At 64.2% G+C, this 18,193-nt stretch carries 20 protein-coding genes; 5 read left to right on the top strand and 15 right to left on the bottom strand.

Translation table 11 applies throughout. The annotated features are described in order from the left end of the window. The first annotated feature begins 68 nt into the window (after positions 1-68). Together SxD43FB_RS15420 and SxD43FB_RS15415 are read left to right on the top strand one after the other, a co-directional pair. Complete coding sequence (locus SxD43FB_RS15420; protein WP_037477391.1) at positions 69-1,001, top strand: ABC transporter ATP-binding protein; 933 nt, start codon at positions 69-71, stop codon at positions 999-1,001. Then, positions 998-1,768, top strand: coding sequence for an ABC transporter permease (locus tag SxD43FB_RS15415; protein ID WP_096062961.1), 771 nt, complete (start codon positions 998-1,000; stop codon positions 1,766-1,768). The genes SxD43FB_RS15420 and SxD43FB_RS15415 overlap by 4 nt, the downstream gene beginning before the upstream one ends. 177 nt (positions 1,769-1,945) lie before the next feature. On the opposite strand, the gene SxD43FB_RS15410 is transcribed toward SxD43FB_RS15415, so the two are convergent. The 9 genes from SxD43FB_RS15410 to rpsF form a co-directional block, all read right to left on the bottom strand. Continuing rightward, entirely contained in the window at positions 1,946-2,266 is a 321-nt protein-coding gene (locus SxD43FB_RS15410; RefSeq protein WP_037479154.1) for a hypothetical protein, read from the bottom strand. Between the two features lie 74 nt (positions 2,267-2,340). Then, positions 2,341-3,717, bottom strand: coding sequence for an MATE family efflux transporter (locus SxD43FB_RS15405; protein ID WP_096062960.1), 1,377 nt, complete (start codon positions 3,715-3,717; stop codon positions 2,341-2,343). Between the two features lie 67 nt (positions 3,718-3,784). Further along, complete coding sequence (locus tag SxD43FB_RS15400; protein ID WP_096062959.1) at positions 3,785-4,717, bottom strand: DUF808 domain-containing protein; 933 nt, start codon at positions 4,715-4,717, stop codon at positions 3,785-3,787. Between the two features lie 92 nt (positions 4,718-4,809). Next, on the bottom strand, positions 4,810-5,043 hold the full coding sequence (locus SxD43FB_RS15395; RefSeq protein WP_096062958.1) for a hypothetical protein: 234 nt from the start codon (positions 5,041-5,043) through the stop codon (positions 4,810-4,812). After that, positions 5,040-5,372 carry a hypothetical protein gene (locus tag SxD43FB_RS15390; protein ID WP_096062957.1) on the bottom strand — a complete coding sequence of 111 codons (333 nt, stop codon included), beginning with the start codon at positions 5,370-5,372 and terminating at the stop codon, positions 5,040-5,042. The genes SxD43FB_RS15395 and SxD43FB_RS15390 overlap by 4 nt, the downstream gene beginning before the upstream one ends. A gap of 38 nt (positions 5,373-5,410) precedes the next feature. Beyond that, a complete protein-coding gene (locus SxD43FB_RS15385; RefSeq protein ID WP_096062956.1) occupies positions 5,411-6,487 on the bottom strand; it encodes a PHB depolymerase family esterase in 1,077 nt (358 codons plus the stop codon). A 190-nt stretch (positions 6,488-6,677) separates the two neighbouring features. Further along, positions 6,678-7,280, bottom strand: coding sequence for a 50S ribosomal protein L9 (gene rplI / locus SxD43FB_RS15380; protein ID WP_037475137.1), 603 nt, complete (start codon positions 7,278-7,280; stop codon positions 6,678-6,680). 13 nt (positions 7,281-7,293) lie between these two features. Beyond that, positions 7,294-7,518 (bottom strand): 30S ribosomal protein S18, encoded by a 225-nt coding sequence (gene rpsR / locus SxD43FB_RS15375; RefSeq protein WP_006950194.1) that lies wholly within the window; start codon positions 7,516-7,518, stop codon positions 7,294-7,296. A 13-nt stretch (positions 7,519-7,531) separates the two neighbouring features. Next, entirely contained in the window at positions 7,532-7,969 is a 438-nt protein-coding gene (gene rpsF, locus SxD43FB_RS15370) for a 30S ribosomal protein S6 (RefSeq protein ID WP_037475143.1), read from the bottom strand. Positions 7,970-8,287: 318 nt separating this feature from the next. Here rpsF and SxD43FB_RS15365 point away from each other — a divergent pair, with 318 nt between their 5' ends. Next, positions 8,288-9,688: a GntP family permease gene (locus tag SxD43FB_RS15365; RefSeq protein WP_096062955.1), complete on the top strand. Its 1,401-nt coding sequence runs from the start codon at positions 8,288-8,290 to the stop codon at positions 9,686-9,688. A gap of 4 nt (positions 9,689-9,692) precedes the next feature. Here the strand turns inward: SxD43FB_RS15365 and SxD43FB_RS15360 are convergent, their stop codons facing one another. The 6 genes from SxD43FB_RS15360 to SxD43FB_RS15335 all read right to left on the bottom strand — a co-directional run bounded on the left by SxD43FB_RS15360 (position 9,693) and on the right by SxD43FB_RS15335 (position 16,244). Beyond that, positions 9,693-10,103 (bottom strand): BLUF domain-containing protein, encoded by a 411-nt coding sequence (locus SxD43FB_RS15360; protein ID WP_255245747.1) that lies wholly within the window; start codon positions 10,101-10,103, stop codon positions 9,693-9,695. A gap of 151 nt (positions 10,104-10,254) precedes the next feature. Beyond that, positions 10,255-10,701: an RcnB family protein gene (locus SxD43FB_RS15355; RefSeq protein WP_096062953.1), complete on the bottom strand. Its 447-nt coding sequence runs from the start codon at positions 10,699-10,701 to the stop codon at positions 10,255-10,257. 480 nt (positions 10,702-11,181) lie between these two features. Beyond that, a complete protein-coding gene (locus tag SxD43FB_RS15350) occupies positions 11,182-12,387 on the bottom strand; it encodes an ABC transporter permease (RefSeq protein ID WP_037479463.1) in 1,206 nt (401 codons plus the stop codon). 190 nt (positions 12,388-12,577) lie between these two features. Continuing rightward, entirely contained in the window at positions 12,578-13,279 is a 702-nt protein-coding gene (locus SxD43FB_RS15345) for an ABC transporter ATP-binding protein (protein WP_096062952.1), read from the bottom strand. Positions 13,280-13,284: 5 nt separating this feature from the next. Beyond that, a complete protein-coding gene (locus SxD43FB_RS15340; protein ID WP_096062951.1) occupies positions 13,285-14,787 on the bottom strand; it encodes an efflux RND transporter periplasmic adaptor subunit in 1,503 nt (500 codons plus the stop codon). Continuing rightward, a complete protein-coding gene (locus SxD43FB_RS15335; RefSeq protein WP_096062950.1) occupies positions 14,784-16,244 on the bottom strand; it encodes an efflux transporter outer membrane subunit in 1,461 nt (486 codons plus the stop codon). The genes SxD43FB_RS15340 and SxD43FB_RS15335 overlap by 4 nt, the downstream gene beginning before the upstream one ends. Positions 16,245-16,419: 175 nt before the next feature. Between SxD43FB_RS15335 and fabD the strand changes: the two genes are divergently transcribed. Next, entirely contained in the window at positions 16,420-17,355 is a 936-nt protein-coding gene (gene fabD, locus SxD43FB_RS15330) for an ACP S-malonyltransferase (protein ID WP_096063010.1), read from the top strand. After that, positions 17,352-18,152: a crotonase/enoyl-CoA hydratase family protein gene (locus SxD43FB_RS15325; protein WP_096062949.1), complete on the top strand. Its 801-nt coding sequence runs from the start codon at positions 17,352-17,354 to the stop codon at positions 18,150-18,152. The genes fabD and SxD43FB_RS15325 overlap by 4 nt, the downstream gene beginning before the upstream one ends. The last annotated feature ends 41 nt before the right edge of the window (positions 18,153-18,193 follow it).

Below are 18,193 nucleotides of genomic sequence, written 5' to 3'. Positions count from 1 at the left end.
GCAAATAGGTTGCGTTTGGCAATCTTCTCCCTATCTTTGCCGCACTGCAAAAAGGGGCTGAGCCATCCATGGCATCCATCATTACCATCGACGGCCTGACCAAACGCTATGCGTCAGGATTTGAGGCGCTCAAGGGCGTTGACCTGACCATCGAGGAAGGCGAGATTTTCGCGCTGCTGGGGCCAAATGGCGCGGGCAAGACGACGATGATCTCCATCATCTGCGGCATTGCGCGCGCGACGGGCGGCAGCGTGACGGTGGCCGGGCATGACATTGTGCGCGATTATCGTGGCGCGCGGTCGGCGATCGGGTTGGTGCCGCAGGAATTGTCCACTGACCAGTTCGAGCGGGTGATCGACACGGTGACGTTCAGCCGGGGGCTGTTCGGCAAGCCGCGCAACCCGGCCCATATCGAAAAAGTCCTGCGCGACCTGTCGCTGTGGGACAAGCGCAACAGCAAAATCTTGGAATTGTCGGGCGGCATGAAGCGCCGGGTGATGATCGCCAAGGCGCTGAGCCATGAGCCGCGCGTGCTGTTCCTGGACGAGCCGACCGCTGGCGTGGACGTGGAGTTGCGCCGCGACATGTGGACGCTGATCGGCGAATTGCGCCAGACCGGCGTCACCATCATCCTGACCACCCATTATATCGAGGAGGCCGAGGAAATGGCCGACCGGGTGGGGGTGATCAACCGCGGCGAGTTGATGCTGGTCGAGGATAAGGTCGCGCTGATGAAAAAGCTGGGCAAGAAGACGCTGAGCGTCGTGCTGGCCGAGCCGCTGACGAGTGTGCCCGGCGAACTGGCCGAATGGGACGTGACGCTGAAAGATGATGGCCATGAGATCGAATATATTTTCGATACGACGGCGGAGCGGACCGGGGTGTCGTCGTTGCTGCGGCGGTTGGGTGACCTGGGCATCGCGTATAAGGATCTGAATACGCGGCAGAGCAGCCTGGAGGATATTTTCGTGAGCCTGGTTCATCAGGAGAAGGCGGCGTGATGCTCCAGAATTTGCGCGCCATTGCGGCGATCTATCTGTTCGAGTTGCACCGGTTTCGGCGCACGTTGATGACGGGACTGCTCGTGCCGGTGATCACGACATCGCTCTATTTCGTGGTGTTCGGCGGCGCGATCGGGTCGCGGATGACGGAGGTGGACGGGGTTCCCTATGCCGCCTTCATCGTGCCCGGCCTCATCATGATGTCTATGTTCACCGAGAGCATCTTCAATGCGAGTTTCGGCATCTATATGCCCAAATTCACCGGCACCATCTATGAATTGCTGTCGGCGCCGGTGTCGGCGACCGAGACGATCATCGCCTATGTCGGCGCGGCGGCGACCAAGTCGCTGATCGTCGGCAGCATCATTTTCCTGACCGCGCATCTTTTCGTCGATGTGCAGGTCGCGCACCCGTTCGCGATGGCGGGGTTCATGGTGCTGATCGCGATCAGCTTCTGCCTGTTCGGCTTCATCCTTGGCGTATGGGCGCAGAGTTTCGAGCAGTTGCAGGTGATCCCGATGCTGCTGATCATGCCGATGACGTTTCTGGGCGGGGCTTTTTATTCGGTGCAGATGCTGGCCGAGCCGTGGCGGACGATCACCTTCTTCAACCCGATCGTCTATCTGATTTCCGGGTTCCGCTGGACCTTCTTTGGTCAGGGGGATGTGGGGATCGAGTTCAGCCTGTTGTTCGTCGCGGGGATGTTGGCGGTGTGTATCGCCATTATCGCCTGGATGTTTCGGACGGGGTATCGGTTGAAGAAGTGACGGGGGCGCGCGCGCCCCGACCCGTTCGTTTCGAGCGAAGTCGAGAAACGCTGCGGTCAGGTTTCTCGACTTCGCTCGAAACGAACGGAGGTTTTGCGCAGCCGCCCGCGCTGCCACCGCCCGCGCCACGCTTTCCATCCTCGAAACGAATGGAGGTTTTGCGTAGCCGTCCGCCGATCAGGCGGCGGCGCTTTCCGGGGCTACGGCGAACAGGGTGACGTTGCGATATTTGTCGTCATTCTGGTCGTAGAGGCCGTGCATTGCCTCGAATTGCTCATCCAGCACCTTGAGGTCGGACAGGCCGACCAGCTTGAAGGTGCCGAGCTTGAGTTCGCGCGGGGGGGTGCCGTCGCGATCGACGGTCACAGCGTCGATGAACAATTCGTCATGGCGCGTGTAGAGGATGTGCGGGGCCAGGGTGACGACCATCTTGTTATAGGTCACCTTCAGGCACTTCTGGAGCGCGATCGCTTCAAAAATCTCGGTCGGGGCTTGCATGATGTCCGATTCATGACCGATTTTGCCGATTCTTTCAATTGCTTTGTGCGCCGCACCATGGACGCGCGACGCAATCAGGCCGGGACGAGGCCCAGCCGTTCGCGTAAGGACCAGCGGATGACCAGCAATAGCGCGACGACGCCGAGGCCGCTGGCGAGGCCGAGCCAAATGCCGAGGCCGTCCATGCCGAGCGGAAAGGAGAGCAGGCTGCCGATGCCGATCCCCACCAGCCAATAGCCGATGAGCGCGAAGATCATCGGGATGGTCGTGTCCTGCAACCCGCGCAGCACGCCCGCGCCGACGGCCTGCGCGGCATCGACAAGCTGAAACAGGGCGGCGATGGCGAGGAAGCTGACGGCGAGGCTGATGGTCCGGGCATTGGCCGGGTTGTCGAGGTCGAGGAACACGGAAACCAGAGTGCGCGGCATCAGGATGAGTGCGGCGGCGGCGGCGGCGGCAAAGCCGGTGCCGAGGATAAGTGCCAGCCAGCCGGCGCGGCCAATCCCGGCGCGGTCGTGCCGCCCATGGGCGATGCCGACGCGCACGGTGGCGGCCTGGCCTATGCCCATCGGCACCATGAACACCAGCGCCGCAATCTGGATGGCGACCGCATGGGCGGCGAGCGAGTCGCGGTCGATCAGCCCCATGAGCAGCGCCGAGGCGTTGAACACGGTGGTTTCAAAGCCCAACGTGATCGCGATCGGCAGGCCGAGCGCCCATACCTGCCGCTGGCGTTCGCGGTCGCGGGTCCAGAAGCCGCCCATGATGCGATAGCGGCGGAAGCGCCGGTCGATCAGGATGACGCCGAGCAGGCCGAAGAAGAGGAAGGCCGAGGAGATGGTGCCAGCGAGCCCGGCACCAAAGAGGCCAAGCGGCGGGAAGCCAAGATGGCCGAAGATCAGCGCCCAGCCAATCAGCAGGTTGAAGGGCAGCGCGCAGAGCATGATGAGCAAGCCCCAGATCGGCCGTTCCAGCGCAGCGATGAAGGTTCGCAATGTGGTGAAGCCGAGAAAGGGGAGCAGCGCCCATTGCATGCCGTGCATCAATCGTCCGGCATCGCGCGCCAGGTCGGCATCCTGCCCCATGGCCAGCAATATCGCCTCGCACTGCCACAGGATAACCCAGGCGGGGAGGACGAAGAAGAGGGCGGCGCGCAGCGTCTGTTGCACGGTGCGGCGCACGTCGCGCACCGAATGGCGGCGGCGGCCGCGCTCGCTGGCGATCAGCGGCGAGGCGGCGGTGACGAGGCCCATGCCGAAGAGCAGGAAGGCGTGGAACAGGTTGATGGCGAGTGCGCCTGCGGCGACCGCTTCTGCGCCAAGGCGGCCGAGCAGCAGCAGGTCGGTCGCGGCGATCGCCGACCAGGCGATATTGCCCGCGATCATCGGCAGCGCGAGGGCGATGAGGGCGCTGGCTTCGATGCGCCATGGGGAGGGGTGGGTCACGGCCATGGTCCAAAAGATCGGGTGTGCCGTTGCGCCCTGGGCTCCTGCTTGCGCAGGAGCACGGACCGTTGGCTTAATGCTTTTTCTTGAACAGATGCAGGACGGCGACGATGATGGCGCCGATTATGAGGCCGACAATGCCTGCGCCGATGGCATTGACCACCCAATCGGCCACCGGGCCGATGGCGGGGAGTGCCTGGGCCGCGCCCTGCGCCAGGTGGTGGATCATGTCGGGGATCAGATCGAGATGATATTCGTGCAGGCCGTGGACGATGAGGCCACCGCCGACCCACAGCATCGCGGCGGTGCCGACTACGCTCAATATCTTCATCAGGATCGGCATCGCCTTGACCAGGCCACGGCCGATCGCGCGGGTGACGTAGGAGGCGCGCTGGGCGAGGTGGAGGCCGATATCGTCCATCTTCACGATGAGGCCGACGACGCCATAGACGCCCGCGGTGATCCCGATGGCGACGACGACCAGGACGATCGCCTGCTCCCAGATCGGCTTGTCCGCCACCGTGCCGAGTGAGATCGCCATGATTTCGCCCGACAGGATGAAATCGGTGCGGATAGCGCTCGATACTTTCTGGTCTTCCAATTCGGTCGAATTGAGGGTCGCCAGCGCTTCTTCGGCGACGTCATGGCCGCCCTGTATCGCCTCCAGCAGCTTTTCCGCCGCCTCGAAACAGAGGAATGCGCCGCCCGCCATCAGCAGCGGTGGCAGCAACCAGGGCGCGAGCGCGCTGATGAGCAATGCGGCGGGCAATAGGAAGAGGAGTTTGTTGCGGATCGATCCCTTGGCGATTTTCCAGATGATCGGCAATTCGCGTTCGGCGGTGAGGCCCATGACGTAATTGGGGGTCACGGCGGCGTCGTCGATCACGACGCCTGCCGCCTTCGTGCCGGCCTTACCAGCCGCGGCGGCGACATCGTCGAGCGAGGTCGCGGCAAGTTTGGCAATGCCCGCGACATCGTCGAGCAGCGCGATCAGACCCGAAGGCATGGACGGTCATTCCCCTGTTATGGACGGTGATTGGCCGCCCCGTGCGCGGGCTTCATAGAGGGCGCGTCGCGGGGGAGCAATGGAGGTTTGGTTCAGTAATTGCCCGGCGGGTCGCTGGCGGGAAAGCTCTCGTCCGACTGTTCGTCCACTATATCCCAATCCGCTTCGGCAATGCCCTCTTGCGGTCCGGCGTCGCGGACGATGCCGGAGGAACCGACCGCGCCGCGATCGTCGGGCACCTTGCCGTCGCCCATCCATGCGCGCCAGCCTTTGAGCGCGATGGCACCCAGACCCGTGACGATGGCCAGTTTGAATAGCCCCTTCATGATTGCTTCTCCCGCTCATGATGTATGTGGACCCAGTCGGCGGGATCATGGCCGACCGCTTCGGAGGTCAGCCGGATTTCGCCTTCCTCGTCCGACCCGCCCGAATCGGCTTCATTTGTCGCGGGCGGTGCCACAGTCCAGCGTTCGCGCAGGGCGGCGTCAATCATCGCTTCCCAGATCGCCGCATCGCCGACGGCGCGCATGGCTTCGTCCGGCTCCTTCATCAGGGCGAGGATGCTGGCCGCATCCTGAACGCGGGCGGGCCAGTCGTCGGGTGCGTCCGTGGCGAGATGGCGGGCCAGCTTTTCGATCAGGGCAGGGTTTTTCATGATGGCGCAACGCGCCGCGCGGGGCGGCGTTCCGTGCGTCAGGGTGCTGCCTTGCGCACTGGCTTGCGCCTACGGGCGAGGAAGAAGCGCAGCATGGCGCGCGAGGCGTCGGGACCGGCGGGGTCGGTGTAGGACCCCGCGCGCGCGCCGCCGGACCAGGCGTGGCTGCTGCCATGGACGGTCCAGTTTTCCAGCATGACGTCGCCCTTTGCGTCCCGATGTTCGGTACGGGTGAAGGCGCGGCCGCCCTCCGACGTGCCTTGTTCGGACCGGCTGACCAGCGGGCCGTGGGGCGACCGTTCGAGCAGCGATAGGAAGCCATCGGCGTTGGAGGGATGGACGACGGTGTCGGCGTCGCCGTGGAAGACGATGGTCGGGCGGGGGCGAGGTGTGCGGCCGGTCGGGGCTTCGCTCGTGGCGCGGCCGCGCATGGCGGCCAGCGCGCCGCTGACGGTGCTGACGTCGCCACGGGTCAGCGCCGAATGGATGCCGACCGCGACGAACAGTTCGGGATAGGCCTGGCCGATGATCGCGGCCGCGACGCCGCCGGCGGATATGCCCGCGATATAGACGCGCGTGGGGTCGGCGCGGGCCAACGCGATGGCGTGGCGGGTCAGTCCGGCGATCAGGGCCGGTTCGCCCTTGCCGCGTAGCTGGTCGCCGGGGCGGTGCCAGTTCCAGCAGCGGGCCATATTGGCCGACCGGGATTGTTCGGGATAGAGCATAATGACGCCATGTTCGTCGGCGAGTTGGTTCATGCCGGTGCCGGTCGCGAAATCGCCTGCCGATTGGGAACAGCCATGCAGCATCACCACGATCGGCATACGACGGCGCGCGGAGCCGGTCGGCGTGTAGAGCTTATAGCGGATCGTGCCGTGCTTGCTTTCGAACAGGCCGTCGATGAAGCTGCCGGGCAGGGGGCGAGCGGCCGGGGCTGGCTTGGCGATCCGCTTGGCGGCGGGCTTGCGGGTCGGCACCTTTATCTTGGGCTTGGGCTTGGGCTTGGGTTTGGCAGGGGTGGTCAACACGCCATGCATAGCCAGCGCAGCCGACATCGGACGGCCCTTCTGCATCAGTCTTGCGGCCTTCATTGCCGACGCGAACGGATTTCTCATGGGACATACCTTGCTGGCGGGGGGCTGTAGGCCAACCTAGATGCAAGCCAGAACAGGGTAACGGGCCGCGCACCGGTTCGATCCCGCAGTGCAGCATTTACTTGGGTGCCAAGGGCCAACCCGTTGGTGTGTGCCAACAAAAAAGCCGCCCGTTGCCGGGCGGCTTTCTCGTTCGATCAGAAGCGAAGGCTCAGGCGTCTTCGGCCGGGGCTTCGTCTTCAGCCTTGTCCATGGCGATTTCGCCAGGCTCAGCATTGGGATCATAGTCTTCGGTGAAGCCGCTCTCGTCCTTTTCGAACAGATCAGCCATCACGTCCACGCCTTGCGACTGGAGATCGGCTTCTTCCGGCGAGCGGGCGACGTTGACCTGGATCGTGGTCACGACTTCAGGGTGCAGCGCAACCTTCACGTCGAACACGCCGAGCGTCTTGATCGGGCGTTCCAGCACGATCATCGACTTGGTCACGTTGGTGATGCCCTGGGCGCTGAGCGCTTCGAGGATGTCGCGAACCGCAACCGAACCATAGAGCGCACCAGCGTTGGACGACTGGCGGATCAGGACGATCTGGGTGCCGTTGACACCATCGGCCGCGGCTTCCGCGTCGGCGCGACGGGCAGCGTTGTCGGCTTCGATCTTGGCGCGGTTGGCCTCGAACACCTTTTTATTGGCGTTGTTGGAGCGCAGCGCCTTCTTGTTCGGCAACAGGAAGTTACGGGCGTAGCCGTCCTTGACGGTTACGACGTCGCCAATGGCGCCGAGCTTCTCGATGCGTTCGAGCAGAATGATTTCCATGGGGCTTACTCCCTTACTTCACGATGTAGGGCAGCAGGCCCAGATGACGGGCGCGCTTGATGGCCTGGGACAGTTCGCGCTGCTTCTTGGCCGAAACGGCCGTGATGCGGCTGGGGACGATCTTGCCGCGTTCGGACACGAAGCCCTGCAACAGACGGACGTCCTTATAATCGATCTTCGGCGCATCCTTGGCGGCGAAGGGGCAGCTCTTGCGGCGGCGGAAAAATGGGCGTGCCATGGTTCAGGTCTCCTTATTCGCCAGCGGTTTCTTCGCGGTCGCGGCGCGGGCCACGATCACCACGATCTTCGCGCGGGCCACGATCGCCACGGTCGCCGCGGGGACCGCGATCACCACGTTCCGAACGCTCCTGCTTGCGCATCATCACCGACGGGCCGGTTTCCAGCTCGTCGACCTTGACGGTCATGTAGCGGATGATGTCTTCGTTGATCTGGGTCTGGCGCTCCAGCTCCGCGATCACATTGCCCGGCGCGTCGATGTTCAGCATGACGTAGTGCGCCTTGCGGTTCTTCGCGATCTTGTAGGCGAGCGAACGCAGACCCCAGGTCTCGACCTTGGTAACCTTGCCTTCATTCTCTTCGACGATCTTGGTGGCGATTTCCGCCAGCGCGTCCACCTGCGCCTGTGCCAGATCCTGGCGCGCAAGGAACACATGCTCGTACAGAGCCATGATAATGCCTTTTCTGTTGGCCGATTGCTGACGCGCACCCCATGTGCAGCGCCCCTCCGGCTGTCGTCTCGTTCCGTATCTTCGCACTAGAGCGAGTCACCCCGGTCCGTCGCGAAGGCGGGCCTATGGCGGAAATGTGGGGGAAAGGCAAGGAGAGATGGAATCCTGCTCCGTTCGCCCTGAGTAGAGGCTGAGCGCGTCGAAGCCTCCTATCGAAGGGTTGGCTTGGCTCCTGTCCTTCGATACGCCACTTCGACAAGCTCAGCGGCTACTCAGGACGAACGGGGTGGGGTGTGTGAGCGCGGAGGGAATGAGCGTATGGCAGTCGGCATTGCGGCACTATCACTGATCCTGCTGATGATCGCGGCCTATCGGGGGATGAGCGTCATCATCATGGCGCCGTTGCTGGCGATGCTGGCGGTGTTGCTGACTGATCCGGCCGCCGTGCCCGCCGCCTTTTCCGGCCTGTTCATGGAGAAGGTGGCGAGTTTTCTGAAACTCTATTTCCCTGTGTTTTTGCTCGGCGCGCTGTTTGGCAAGCTGGTCGAGATTTCGGGTTTTTCCCGCGCGATCGTGACGGCGGTGATCGGCGTGGTGGGCGCGGGGCGGGCGATTCCCGCGATCATGCTGGTGACGGCGTTGCTGACCTATGGCGGGGTGTCGGTGTTCGTCGCGGTGTTCGCCGTCTATCCCTTTGCCGCCGAGATGTTCCGCCGCGCCGACATTCCCAAGCGGCTGGTGCCCGCGACCATCGGCCTGGGCGCGATTACCTTCACCATGGATGCGCTGCCCGGAACGCCGCAGATCCAGAATATCATTCCGACCAGCTTCTTTGGCACGACCACCTGGGCCGCGCCGGTGCTGGGGACGATCGGTTCGGTCTGTATCGCGGTGATGGGACTGGCCTATCTTGGCTGGCGGCGGCGGACGTTGATGGCGGCGGGCGAGGGCTATGGTGCGCCTGAAACGCTGGTGAACGAGCCGGAGCCGGTGGAGGATGCCGCCCCGGTGCATCCGCTGATCGCGCTGCTGCCGCTGTTGGTGGTGGGGGTCGGCAATCTGGTGCTGACGATGGCGATCCCGCGCTGGGTGAGCGGCGATGTTGTCACTTTGTCACTGGTGGGGATGGCTGCGCCGGTGGAGGTGCAGGTGGCGCAGGTGTCCGCGCTATGGGCGGTCGAAGGCGCATTGCTGCTCGGCATTGCGACGATCCTTGCCTTCGCGTTTCGGACGGTGGCCAAGCGCTTTGCCGAGGGGGCGAAGGCGGCGGTTGGCGGGGCTTTGCTGGCGGGGGTGAATACGGCGGTGGAATATGGGTTCGGGGCGGTGATCGCGGCGCTGCCCGGTTTTCTGGTCGTCAAGGAGGCGCTCAAGGCGATCCCCAATCCGTTGATAAACGAGGCGATTACGGTGACCTCGCTCGCCGGGATCACCGGATCGGCATCGGGTGGCCTGTCGATCGCGCTGGCGGCGATGGCGGACCAGTTCATGCTGGCGGGCGATGCGGCGGGCATCCCGCGGGAGGTGTTGCACCGGGTGGCGTCGATGGCTTCGGGGGGGATGGATAGTTTGCCGCATAATGGCGCGGTCATCACGCTACTCGCGGTGACGGGGCTGACCCATCGGCAGGCTTATAAGGATATTTTCGCGCTGACGCTGATCAAGACGCTGACCGTCTTTGTCGTGATCGCGGTCTATTATCTGACCGGGCTGGTCTGATCCCTTATCGGGTGGCCGAGCGGTGCAAGTCCGCCGAGCCGATGAAATGGGCGCGGGTCGAGGGGCCGGCCCGTTCCAGCAGCGTGGCGACCTTATCTTTCAAGCTGTGCGAAGGCCGGGCGGGGTCGTCATAGGCCATGGCCCATTGGCCAAATTCGCGTGTCTCGATCGTGCCTTCGCGCAGCTTGACGACGGCGCGGTGGCGGGGGTCGTCATAGATGCGGGCGAAGATGCGTTCGACGGCGTCCCTTGGCCCTTCCAGCACCTGGAGGAAGCGGCGCGAGTTGAACAGCAGGAGGCCAGTCACATCGTCGCGCTGATTGTTGACGGCAGAGAGTTGCGCGACTTCAGCGCATTCCTGCGGCGTGACCGTGCCGACGACGGTGCTGATATACATGATCTGATGCAGTGGCATGGATGGTCCCGGCTCGGCGCTTTGGTATCTTATAGGAGAAAACCCCTTAATATGGGGTATTTAACCTGGATCAGACATGACGATGCCCCAGGGGGGAGAGAGAACCCCTGGGGCATCCATGCGACCCTCCGGCTGGTGGGAGGTATGGGATTTAGCGGATCGCGCCGCCGATGACCGCGCCGATGATGCCGCTGGTGAGGGCGATCAGGACCGCGTCGTTACCCGACTGGACCCACTGATAGCCGCGCGGCGGGGCGTTGAGGCGATAGCCGCTATAGTTGTTGATCACCCGATAGTTGGTCGCCTGGCGACGGTCGAAGCGCTGACCCTTGGCCCAGCGGTGATTGACCACGGCGGCGCGGTTCGGTTGATAGGCGTTGCCGCGATACACGACATTGCCATTGTTGCGCACGACGGGCTTGTTCACGACGGTCTTCTGCTTGACCACGGTGCGGCCGTTGGGTTTTTGCTTGACGACCGTGCGGGTCTGTTCCTGGCGATGCTGCGCGCCGTAGCTTTGTGCCTGCGCCTGCGCGCTGATGAGGGGGCTGGCGACCAGGGTGGTGGTGGCCAGGGCCATGATGATCTTCTTGAACATATATTTGCTCCTTTGCCTGTGTTTCGGGCGCCGTCTCTGGCGTCGAAGACAGAGATAGGCCCCGCTTGTCGCGGGGATGTGCCGAGAAGGGGCAAAGAGTGTCGGAAATTGTATCAAGTGGGTGTTTGGGCTGAATGGCTGTTCAGGAATGGCCGGATTTCAGGGGTTTGGGCGCTAGAGCGTGATGACTTTACTCAGAACCGTTCGTCCTGAGTAGCCCCTTCGACTGCCTGCCAAGGCAGGCGCTCAGGACAGGCATTGAGCGAAGTCGGAGTCGCAGACGACCGAAGGGCAAATGGCGTATCGAAGGATATACAGCGTAGCCGACCCTTCGATACGGGTCTTCGACAAGCTCAGCCCCTACTCAGGGCGAACGGAGTAATGCGACTTAACGTCATCCCGCTCTAGATCGATAGCTGCACACCCCTCCGTCTGGCTGCGCCAGCCACCTCCCCCGCCGGGGGAGGATGAACGGATTTCTTACTCGTGCCGCAGGGCGTCGATGGGGTTGAGGGCGGCTGCGCGTCGGGCGGGGAAATAGCCGAACACGACGCCGATCGCCGCCGAAAAGACGAAGGCGATCAGGTTGACCTTGATGTCGAAGAGGAAGGGCACCTGCATCAGCGGGGCGATGGCGGCGGTTGCGGCCAGCGCCAGTAACAGCCCGATCAGGCCGCCGAGGCAGGACAGCACGATCGCTTCGACCAGGAACTGCATCAGCACTTCGCGCGCGACGGCACCGATGGCGAGGCGGATGCCGATTTCGCGGGTCCGCTCGGTCACGGACACCAGCATGATGTTCATGATGCCGATGCCGCCGACGAGCAGCGAGATGGCGGCCACGGCGCCGACGATCTGGGTCAGGATGGTGGTGGTGCCGGTCAAGGTGTCGCTAATCTGCTTGGTGTCGAAGACGTTGAAATTGTCTTCGGACCCGGCTTTGATCTTGCGCCGTTCGCGCATCAGTTCTTCCAGGCTCGTCTGCACGGTGCTGGTGTCATAGGCATCGTCCACCGCGACCATGATCTGGCTGATGTCGCGGTCGCCGGTGAAGCGGCGTTGGACGAATTTGATCGGCATGACGACGACATCGTCCTGATCGCCAAAGCCGCCCTGGCCGCGTGTTTTGAGCGCGCCGATCACCTGGCAGGAAATGCCCTTGATCCGCATCCGCTTACCCACCGGGTCCGCGCCCTGGAACAGGTTGGTGCGCACGGTATTGCCGATGATGCAGACCGGACGACCGGCCTCTTCTTCTTCCGGCAGGAACAGGCGGCCGACATCTGTGGTCCATTGCTGCACCTCGGAATAGGCCGATGTCGTGCCATAGACGGTGGTGGACCAGTTATTGCCTTCATAGATGGCGGTGCCGCTCGATTGTACCAGCGGCGCGACGGCGCGCACGCCGGTCAACTGGTTCTGGATGGCGGTGAGGTCGGCGGGCTTGAAATCGGGCGGGCGCGGGCCGCCGCCGCCGCGACCAAAGCCCTGGCCGGGCCGCAATTGCAGGACATTGGCGCCGAGCGAGCTGATCTGCTCACGCACGGCGGCGGTCGCGCCATTGCCCAGCGTTACCATGGTCACGACCGCGGCGACGCCGATGATGATGCCGAGCGTCGTGAGGAAGCTGCGCAACTTGTGCCGGTTGATCGCGCGGAAGGCGAGGGTGATGGTGGTGCCTAGCATCCGAAGTCTCCTCGCCCCTTTGGGGAGAGGATAGCGGCGCTTGCCAGCTTGCTGGCTAGCGCCGCTTGGAGAGGGGGCAGCGATCCGCCGCGAGGGCATGCCCCCCTCTTCCAACTCCGCCTAAGTCGCTTCGCGCCTAAGGCTGCGTATCCTTCTCCCCCGCGGGGAGAAGGCTTGATTGCTATCCCCATCACGCCGTCACCTCGTTATCGATCCGTTCGACCAGGCCGTCCTTGAAATGGACGATGGTTCGCGCGAAGGCGGCCATGTCGGGTTCGTGGGTGACCATCAGCACGGTGATGCCGCTATTCTGATTGAGATCGGTCAGCAATTCCATGATTTCCACCGATCGTTCGGAATCGAGGTTGCCGGTCGGTTCGTCCGCCAGCAGCACGTCGGGGCTGGTGACGATGGCGCGGGCGATGGCGACGCGCTGTTGCTGGCCGCCCGACAGTTCGGCGGGCGTATGGTCCCACCATTGTTTAAGGCCGACCTTGTCGAGTGCGGCCATGCCGAGATCATAGCGCGTCTTCTTGTCCTCACCGCGATAGATGAGCGGGAGTTCGACATTTTCGAGCGCGGTCGTGCGGGACAGGAGGTTGAAGCCCTGGAACACGAAGCCGAGATAGCGGCGGCGCAGCAGGGCGCGCTGGTCACGGTCCAGCGTTTCGACATGGTGCCCCTTGAACAGGAAGGTGCCCGCCGAGGGCACGTCGAGGCAGCCAAGGATGTTCATGGTCGTCGATTTGCCGGAGCCGGATGGTCCCATCACGGCGACGAAATCGCCTTGTTCGATGTCGAGGTCGATACCTTTCAAGGCCTGAAAGGCGGTCGGGCCTTCGCCATAGACTTTTGTGACCCCGCGCAGCGAGATGATCGGTGCGATCGCCATGCGCCTTACGTCCCGCTCGGCCGGCCAGTGCCGCGCGTTTCGGTGGGGGCGACGGGGGCGGTTTCGGGGGCCTTGTCGCCCGAATTGCCGAGCGAGCCGACGCTGGCGGGCTTGCCGTCCGTTGCCGGATTGCGCTGGCGATCGGGGGCCTTGGCATCGGTTGCAGCGGGGCGCTGGTCCTCGGCCGGGGCTTCCTGGCCCGCTGCCAATTGCCCGGTGATGACGCGCATCCCTTCCTTGATCTCGCCGCCGGTGATGGCGGTGCGCGATCCGTCGCTGGCGCCGATGGTGACTTGCACCGCCTTGGGATTGCCATCCTCGCCCAGCACATAGACGGTCTGGCTGCTGCCTGCGCCGAAATTGACCTGGCGCGCATTGCCGCCGCGCCGCATCCGGCCGGGGCCGGGCAGGACGCTGGTGATGCCGCCGCCCTTTGCGCCTGCGCTGGGCTTGAAGCGCAGCGCGCTGTTGGGAATGAGCAGCACGTCGCGCAATTCCTGCGTCACGATGTCGGCGGTCGCGGTCATGCCGGGGCGCAGCGTTTCATCTTCGTTATTCACCGTCAGAACGGCGGTGTAGGCGACCACGGTGCCGGTCGTGCTGGTGGTGGTCGTAGAGGTTGACGAGGTGCTGCTGGCGTTCGAGCCGACATTGACGCGGGCCACCTTTGCGGGAAAGGTGCGACCGGGGAAGGCGTCCACCGCGAAGGTCGCGTTCTGGCCGTCCTTGACCTGGCCGACATCGGCTTCATCGACCGACACTTCGACCTCCATCTGGGTCAGGTCTTCGGCGATGGTGAACAGCACCGGCGCGTTGAAGGAGGCTGCGACGGTCTGGCCCGGCTCGATATCGCGCGAGAGGACCACGCCGGTTACCGGCGAGACGATCTGGGCGATCGAGAGGTTGGTTTGGGCAGACGAGAGCTGCGCACGGGACACATCGACCTGCGCCTGCGCCGACCGCAGGCTGGCGACCGCGCCCTCATAATTGGCGCGGGCCGTGTCGATTTCCGTCTTGGCGGGCACCTTGCCGCCGGACAATTGATAGACGTTGAGTTGGCGGTCGAGGGTCGCCTTGGCGAGCGCGACCTGGGCCTGCGCCTGCGCGACGCTGGCTTGCGAAGCCGAGACCTGTGAGCGGTTCTGGTTCACGGAGTCGACCAGGCGGCGGGTGTCGAGTTCGGCGAGCCGCTGACCGCGCGTCACCCGATCATTGACGTCGACATAGACGGCGGTGATCTTGCCCGACTGTTCTGACCCCACATCGACCTGATTGACGGGCTTGAGGTTGCCGGTGGCGGACACGGCGACGGTCAGGTCGCCCTTGCGCACTTCGCGGGTCGCGTAGTTGGGTTTGTCGTCGCCCGAAAAACACTGCGACACCAACAGGATGGCGATGAGCAGCGCGACGCCGATGCCGCCCCGGATCGCCCATTTGCGCCAGGGTTTGGCGGGCTTGGCGCCCAGAAATTCGTCGAGGGCCGGATCGGTGGTCACGTCATTGCTCATGATTTTTGCTCATCGATGGGGCGGTTGTCCATGCTCTGCCAGCCGCCGCCCAGCGCATCATAGAGCCGGGCGATGGCCAGAATTTCGTCGGATCGGGCGGTGGCGAGGCTGTTGCGGGCGTTCAAAAGGGTGGTTTCGCTATTCGACAATGTCTGGAAGTCGATAAGGCCTGCCTGATATTGGCTGCGCGCCAGCAGGGCGGCGTTGTTCGACGCATCATAAGCGATGGTGAATTCCGTCTGGCGCGCCCGCGCGCTGGCGAGTGAGGCCATGGCATTTTCGACATCCTCCAGGGCGGTCAGCACGCTTTGCTTGTAGGCGGCAAAGGCAGCGTCGGTCGCCGCCCGTTGCGATCGGACCTGCGAGGCCAAGCGGCCGCCGTCGAAGATGACTTGCGACACATTGGCGAAGAGGCCGCCGGTGATCAGGCTGAACAGATCGCTGAAGGCGTTTGACGTGGTGCCCAGATTGCCGCTGATGCCGAGCGAGGGATAGAGTTGCGCTTCGGCCACGCCGATGCGCGCGGTCGCGGCGGCGAGCGCACGCTCCGCGCTGCGCACGTCGGGTCGCTGGCGTAGCGTATCGGCGGGGATGCCCAGCGCGATCTGCGACGTGGCGGTGGGGATGGGGGCGGGCGTTTCGAGCGTGCGGGTCGCTTCGCCCGGCGCCTGTCCGGTCAGGACGGCGATGCGGTTGAGGCTGCCGCGCAGGTTCGCTTCCTGCTGCGGGATGGAGGCGCGGGTTTGCGCCAGTTGCGCGCGGGCCTGCTGTTCATCGAGCGAGGAGACGAGGCCCGCCTGCAAGCGCCAGCCCGCTATGTCGAAATTATCCTGCTGCACCTGCTGCGTTTCGCGGGCGATGCGCAATTGTTCCTGGGCAAGCCGCGCCTGGACATAGTTGGTGACCAGTTCGGAGATGATCGTCATCCGCACGGTCGCGAGATCATAGCCCGATCCGGCCAGTTCGGCCCGCGCGGCTTCGGCCGAGCGGGAGAGTTCGCCGAACAGGTCGATCTGCCAACTGGCGGATGTGTTGGCGGAATAGCTGCTCGACCAGTTGCTGGCACCGGTGCTGATGACATTTCCGCTGTCGTCTACGCGCGTGCCGCCCGCCTGGCTGCGGTAATTCTTGCCGCCATTGCCCGAAGCATTGAGCTGCGGCAGGAAGGCGGCGTTGGTCTGTGCCAGGCTTTCGCGCGCTTGCCGCAGCCGCGCCTGGGCCTGGACGATATCCAGATTGTTGGCGATGGCCGTATCGATCAGGGCCGAGAGCGTCGGATCGTTGAGCCGGGTCCACCATTGGGCCAGATCGGCCTCATTCTGGGGCGTGCCGACACTCTGATAATAGGAGGCGGGCACCCCCATCGATATGGCCTGTGGCGGTCGATAGTCCGGGCCGACGGCGCAGGCCGACAGGCTCAGCGCCGTCCCGCATATCCCTGCAAAGCGATATCGCACCTTTTCCTAGCACTCCGTCATCGTTAAAGGGGCCGCCACGCGCCAGAACAGATGGCGGGAAAGCGTGCGCGACCTGACTGCCGCAGGGTCGTGTACGTCTCAATGGCATTTATGTCTCAAAGTGTAACGACGTTGAATATCGGCGCTTTTTTGGTTGATGGTTAGAGGATGGATGATGCGCGCATTTGTATTTCCGGGTCAGGGCAGCCAGTCGGTCGGCATGGGCAAGGCCTTGGCCGACGCCAGTCCCGCCGCGCGGGAGCTGTTTCAGGAGGTCGATGACGCCCTGTCGCATCATCTGTTTCGGTTGATGGTCGAAGGACCGGAGGATCGACTGACCCTCACCGAAAATGCGCAGCCCGCGATCATGGCCAACGCCATTGCGACGTTGCGCGTTATGCAGCGCGAGGGCGGTTTTTCGATCGCGCAGAAGGGCGATTATGTCGCTGGGCATAGTCTGGGCGAATATAGTGCGCTGTGCGCTGCCGAGGCGCTCGACGCTGGCACCACCGCGCGGCTGCTCAAGCGGCGTGGCTATGCGATGCAGGAAGCCGTGCCGGTGGGCGAGGGGGCCATGGCCGCTTTGCTGGGTGCCGACATCGAAAAGGCGCAGGCTTTGGCGGATGCGGCGGCGCAGGGCGAAGTCTGTGCCGTCGCCAACGACAATGATCCAAGCCAGGTCGTGATTTCGGGCCACAAGGCGGCGATCGACCGCGCCGTGGCGATGGTGAAGGAGCATGGCATCAAGCGCGGTATCTTGCTGCCGGTGTCCGCCCCGTTCCATTGCGAATTGATGCAGCCTGCGGCCGACGCGATGGCGCAGGCCTTGGCGGAGGTCGCGCTGGTCGCGCCGCTGCTGCCGGTCTATGCCAATGTGCTGGCCGCGCCGATTGCAGAGCCGGACGAGATCAAGCTGCGGCTGGTCGAGCAGGTGACGGGGCGGGTGCGCTGGCGCGAGTCCGTTGCGGCGATGTGGGACGCAGGCGTTACCGAGTTCGTCGAAATCGGCGGCAAGGTGCTGACCCCGATGATCAAGCGCATCGCGCCCGATGCCACCGTGCGCAGCATCGTGACGATGGACGATATCGAGGCTGCGCTGGGCGCGCTGTGAGCGCTGTCTTCACCCAGCGGGACGGCGCGGTCCTGACGGTCACGCTCAACCAGCCCGACCGGCGCAATCCCATCTCCGATCCGGCGATGGTCGATGCGCTGTGCGCTGTGTTCGAGGCGGCGGATCGCGACCTGTCGATCCATGTCGCGATCCTGACAGGCGCGGGCAGCGCTTTTTCGTCGGGCGGCGACCTGAACGCGATGCGGCCTGACGCGGGGGGCTTGCGCGCGGGCCTGCCGGCGCAGACGCGGCGCAATTATCGGGCGGGCATTCAGCGCTTGCCCTTGCTGTTCCAGGCGATCGAACTGCCGGTGATTGCGGCCGTCAATGGCCCGGCGATCGGTGCGGGGATGGACCTCGCCTGTATGTGCGACCTGCGGATTGCGGCGCAATCGGCGCGCTTTGCCGAGAGTTTCGTCAAGCTGGGGCTGGTGTCGGGGGATGGCGGGGCGTGGTTGTTGCCGCGCATCGTCGGCTTTTCCAAGGCCAGCCAATTGTCGCTGACTGGCGAGACAATCGACGCGGAGGAAGCGCTGCGGATCGGGTTGGTGGGTGCTGTGGTGCCCGACGCGGACCTGATGGACGTCGCGCGTGCGCAAGCCGACGCCATCGCCGCCAATCCGCCCCATGCGACCCGCATGACCAAGCGGCTGCTGCGCGCGGCGCAGACGGCGGAATTGAACCACATACTCGAAATGGCAGGCGCGATGCAGGCGCTGGCCCATGCGACGGCGGACCATGACGAGGCGATCGACGCCTTTTTCGACCGCCGCCCACCACAGTTCAAAGGAGACTGACCGGCCATGCTATAGGGTTGCGGGTACAGGATTTGGTCACG

The organism is Sphingobium sp. D43FB (assembly GCF_002312805.1).
In the GTDB taxonomy this organism is placed as follows: Bacteria; Pseudomonadota; Alphaproteobacteria; order Sphingomonadales; family Sphingomonadaceae; genus Sphingobium.
The sequence above is the reverse complement of the archived record's forward strand: the minus strand, read 5'-3'. Positions and strand labels throughout refer to the sequence as shown.

Coding starts and splice junctions, on each gene's coding strand:
- SxD43FB_RS15420 (WP_037477391.1), top strand. CDS start 69: ATGGCATCCATCATTACCATCGACGGCCTGACCAAACGCTATGCGTCA.
- SxD43FB_RS15410 (WP_037479154.1), bottom strand. CDS start 2,266: ATGCAAGCCCCGACCGAGATTTTTGAAGCGATCGCGCTCCAGAAGTGC.
- SxD43FB_RS15405 (WP_096062960.1), bottom strand. CDS start 3,717: ATGGCCGTGACCCACCCCTCCCCATGGCGCATCGAAGCCAGCGCCCTC.
- SxD43FB_RS15400 (WP_096062959.1), bottom strand. CDS start 4,717: ATGCCTTCGGGTCTGATCGCGCTGCTCGACGATGTCGCGGGCATTGCC.
- SxD43FB_RS15395 (WP_096062958.1), bottom strand. CDS start 5,043: ATGAAGGGGCTATTCAAACTGGCCATCGTCACGGGTCTGGGTGCCATC.
- SxD43FB_RS15390 (WP_096062957.1), bottom strand. CDS start 5,372: ATGAAAAACCCTGCCCTGATCGAAAAGCTGGCCCGCCATCTCGCCACG.
- SxD43FB_RS15385 (WP_096062956.1), bottom strand. CDS start 6,487: ATGAGAAATCCGTTCGCGTCGGCAATGAAGGCCGCAAGACTGATGCAG.
- rplI (WP_037475137.1), bottom strand. CDS start 7,280: ATGGAAATCATTCTGCTCGAACGCATCGAGAAGCTCGGCGCCATTGGC.
- rpsR (WP_006950194.1), bottom strand. CDS start 7,518: ATGGCACGCCCATTTTTCCGCCGCCGCAAGAGCTGCCCCTTCGCCGCC.
- rpsF (WP_037475143.1), bottom strand. CDS start 7,969: ATGGCTCTGTACGAGCATGTGTTCCTTGCGCGCCAGGATCTGGCACAG.
- SxD43FB_RS15365 (WP_096062955.1), top strand. CDS start 8,288: ATGGCAGTCGGCATTGCGGCACTATCACTGATCCTGCTGATGATCGCG.
- SxD43FB_RS15360 (WP_255245747.1), bottom strand. CDS start 10,103: ATGCCACTGCATCAGATCATGTATATCAGCACCGTCGTCGGCACGGTC.
- SxD43FB_RS15355 (WP_096062953.1), bottom strand. CDS start 10,701: ATGTTCAAGAAGATCATCATGGCCCTGGCCACCACCACCCTGGTCGCC.
- SxD43FB_RS15350 (WP_037479463.1), bottom strand. CDS start 12,387: ATGCTAGGCACCACCATCACCCTCGCCTTCCGCGCGATCAACCGGCAC.
- SxD43FB_RS15345 (WP_096062952.1), bottom strand. CDS start 13,279: ATGGCGATCGCACCGATCATCTCGCTGCGCGGGGTCACAAAAGTCTAT.
- SxD43FB_RS15340 (WP_096062951.1), bottom strand. CDS start 14,787: ATGAGCAATGACGTGACCACCGATCCGGCCCTCGACGAATTTCTGGGC.
- fabD (WP_096063010.1), top strand. CDS start 16,420: ATGCGCGCATTTGTATTTCCGGGTCAGGGCAGCCAGTCGGTCGGCATG.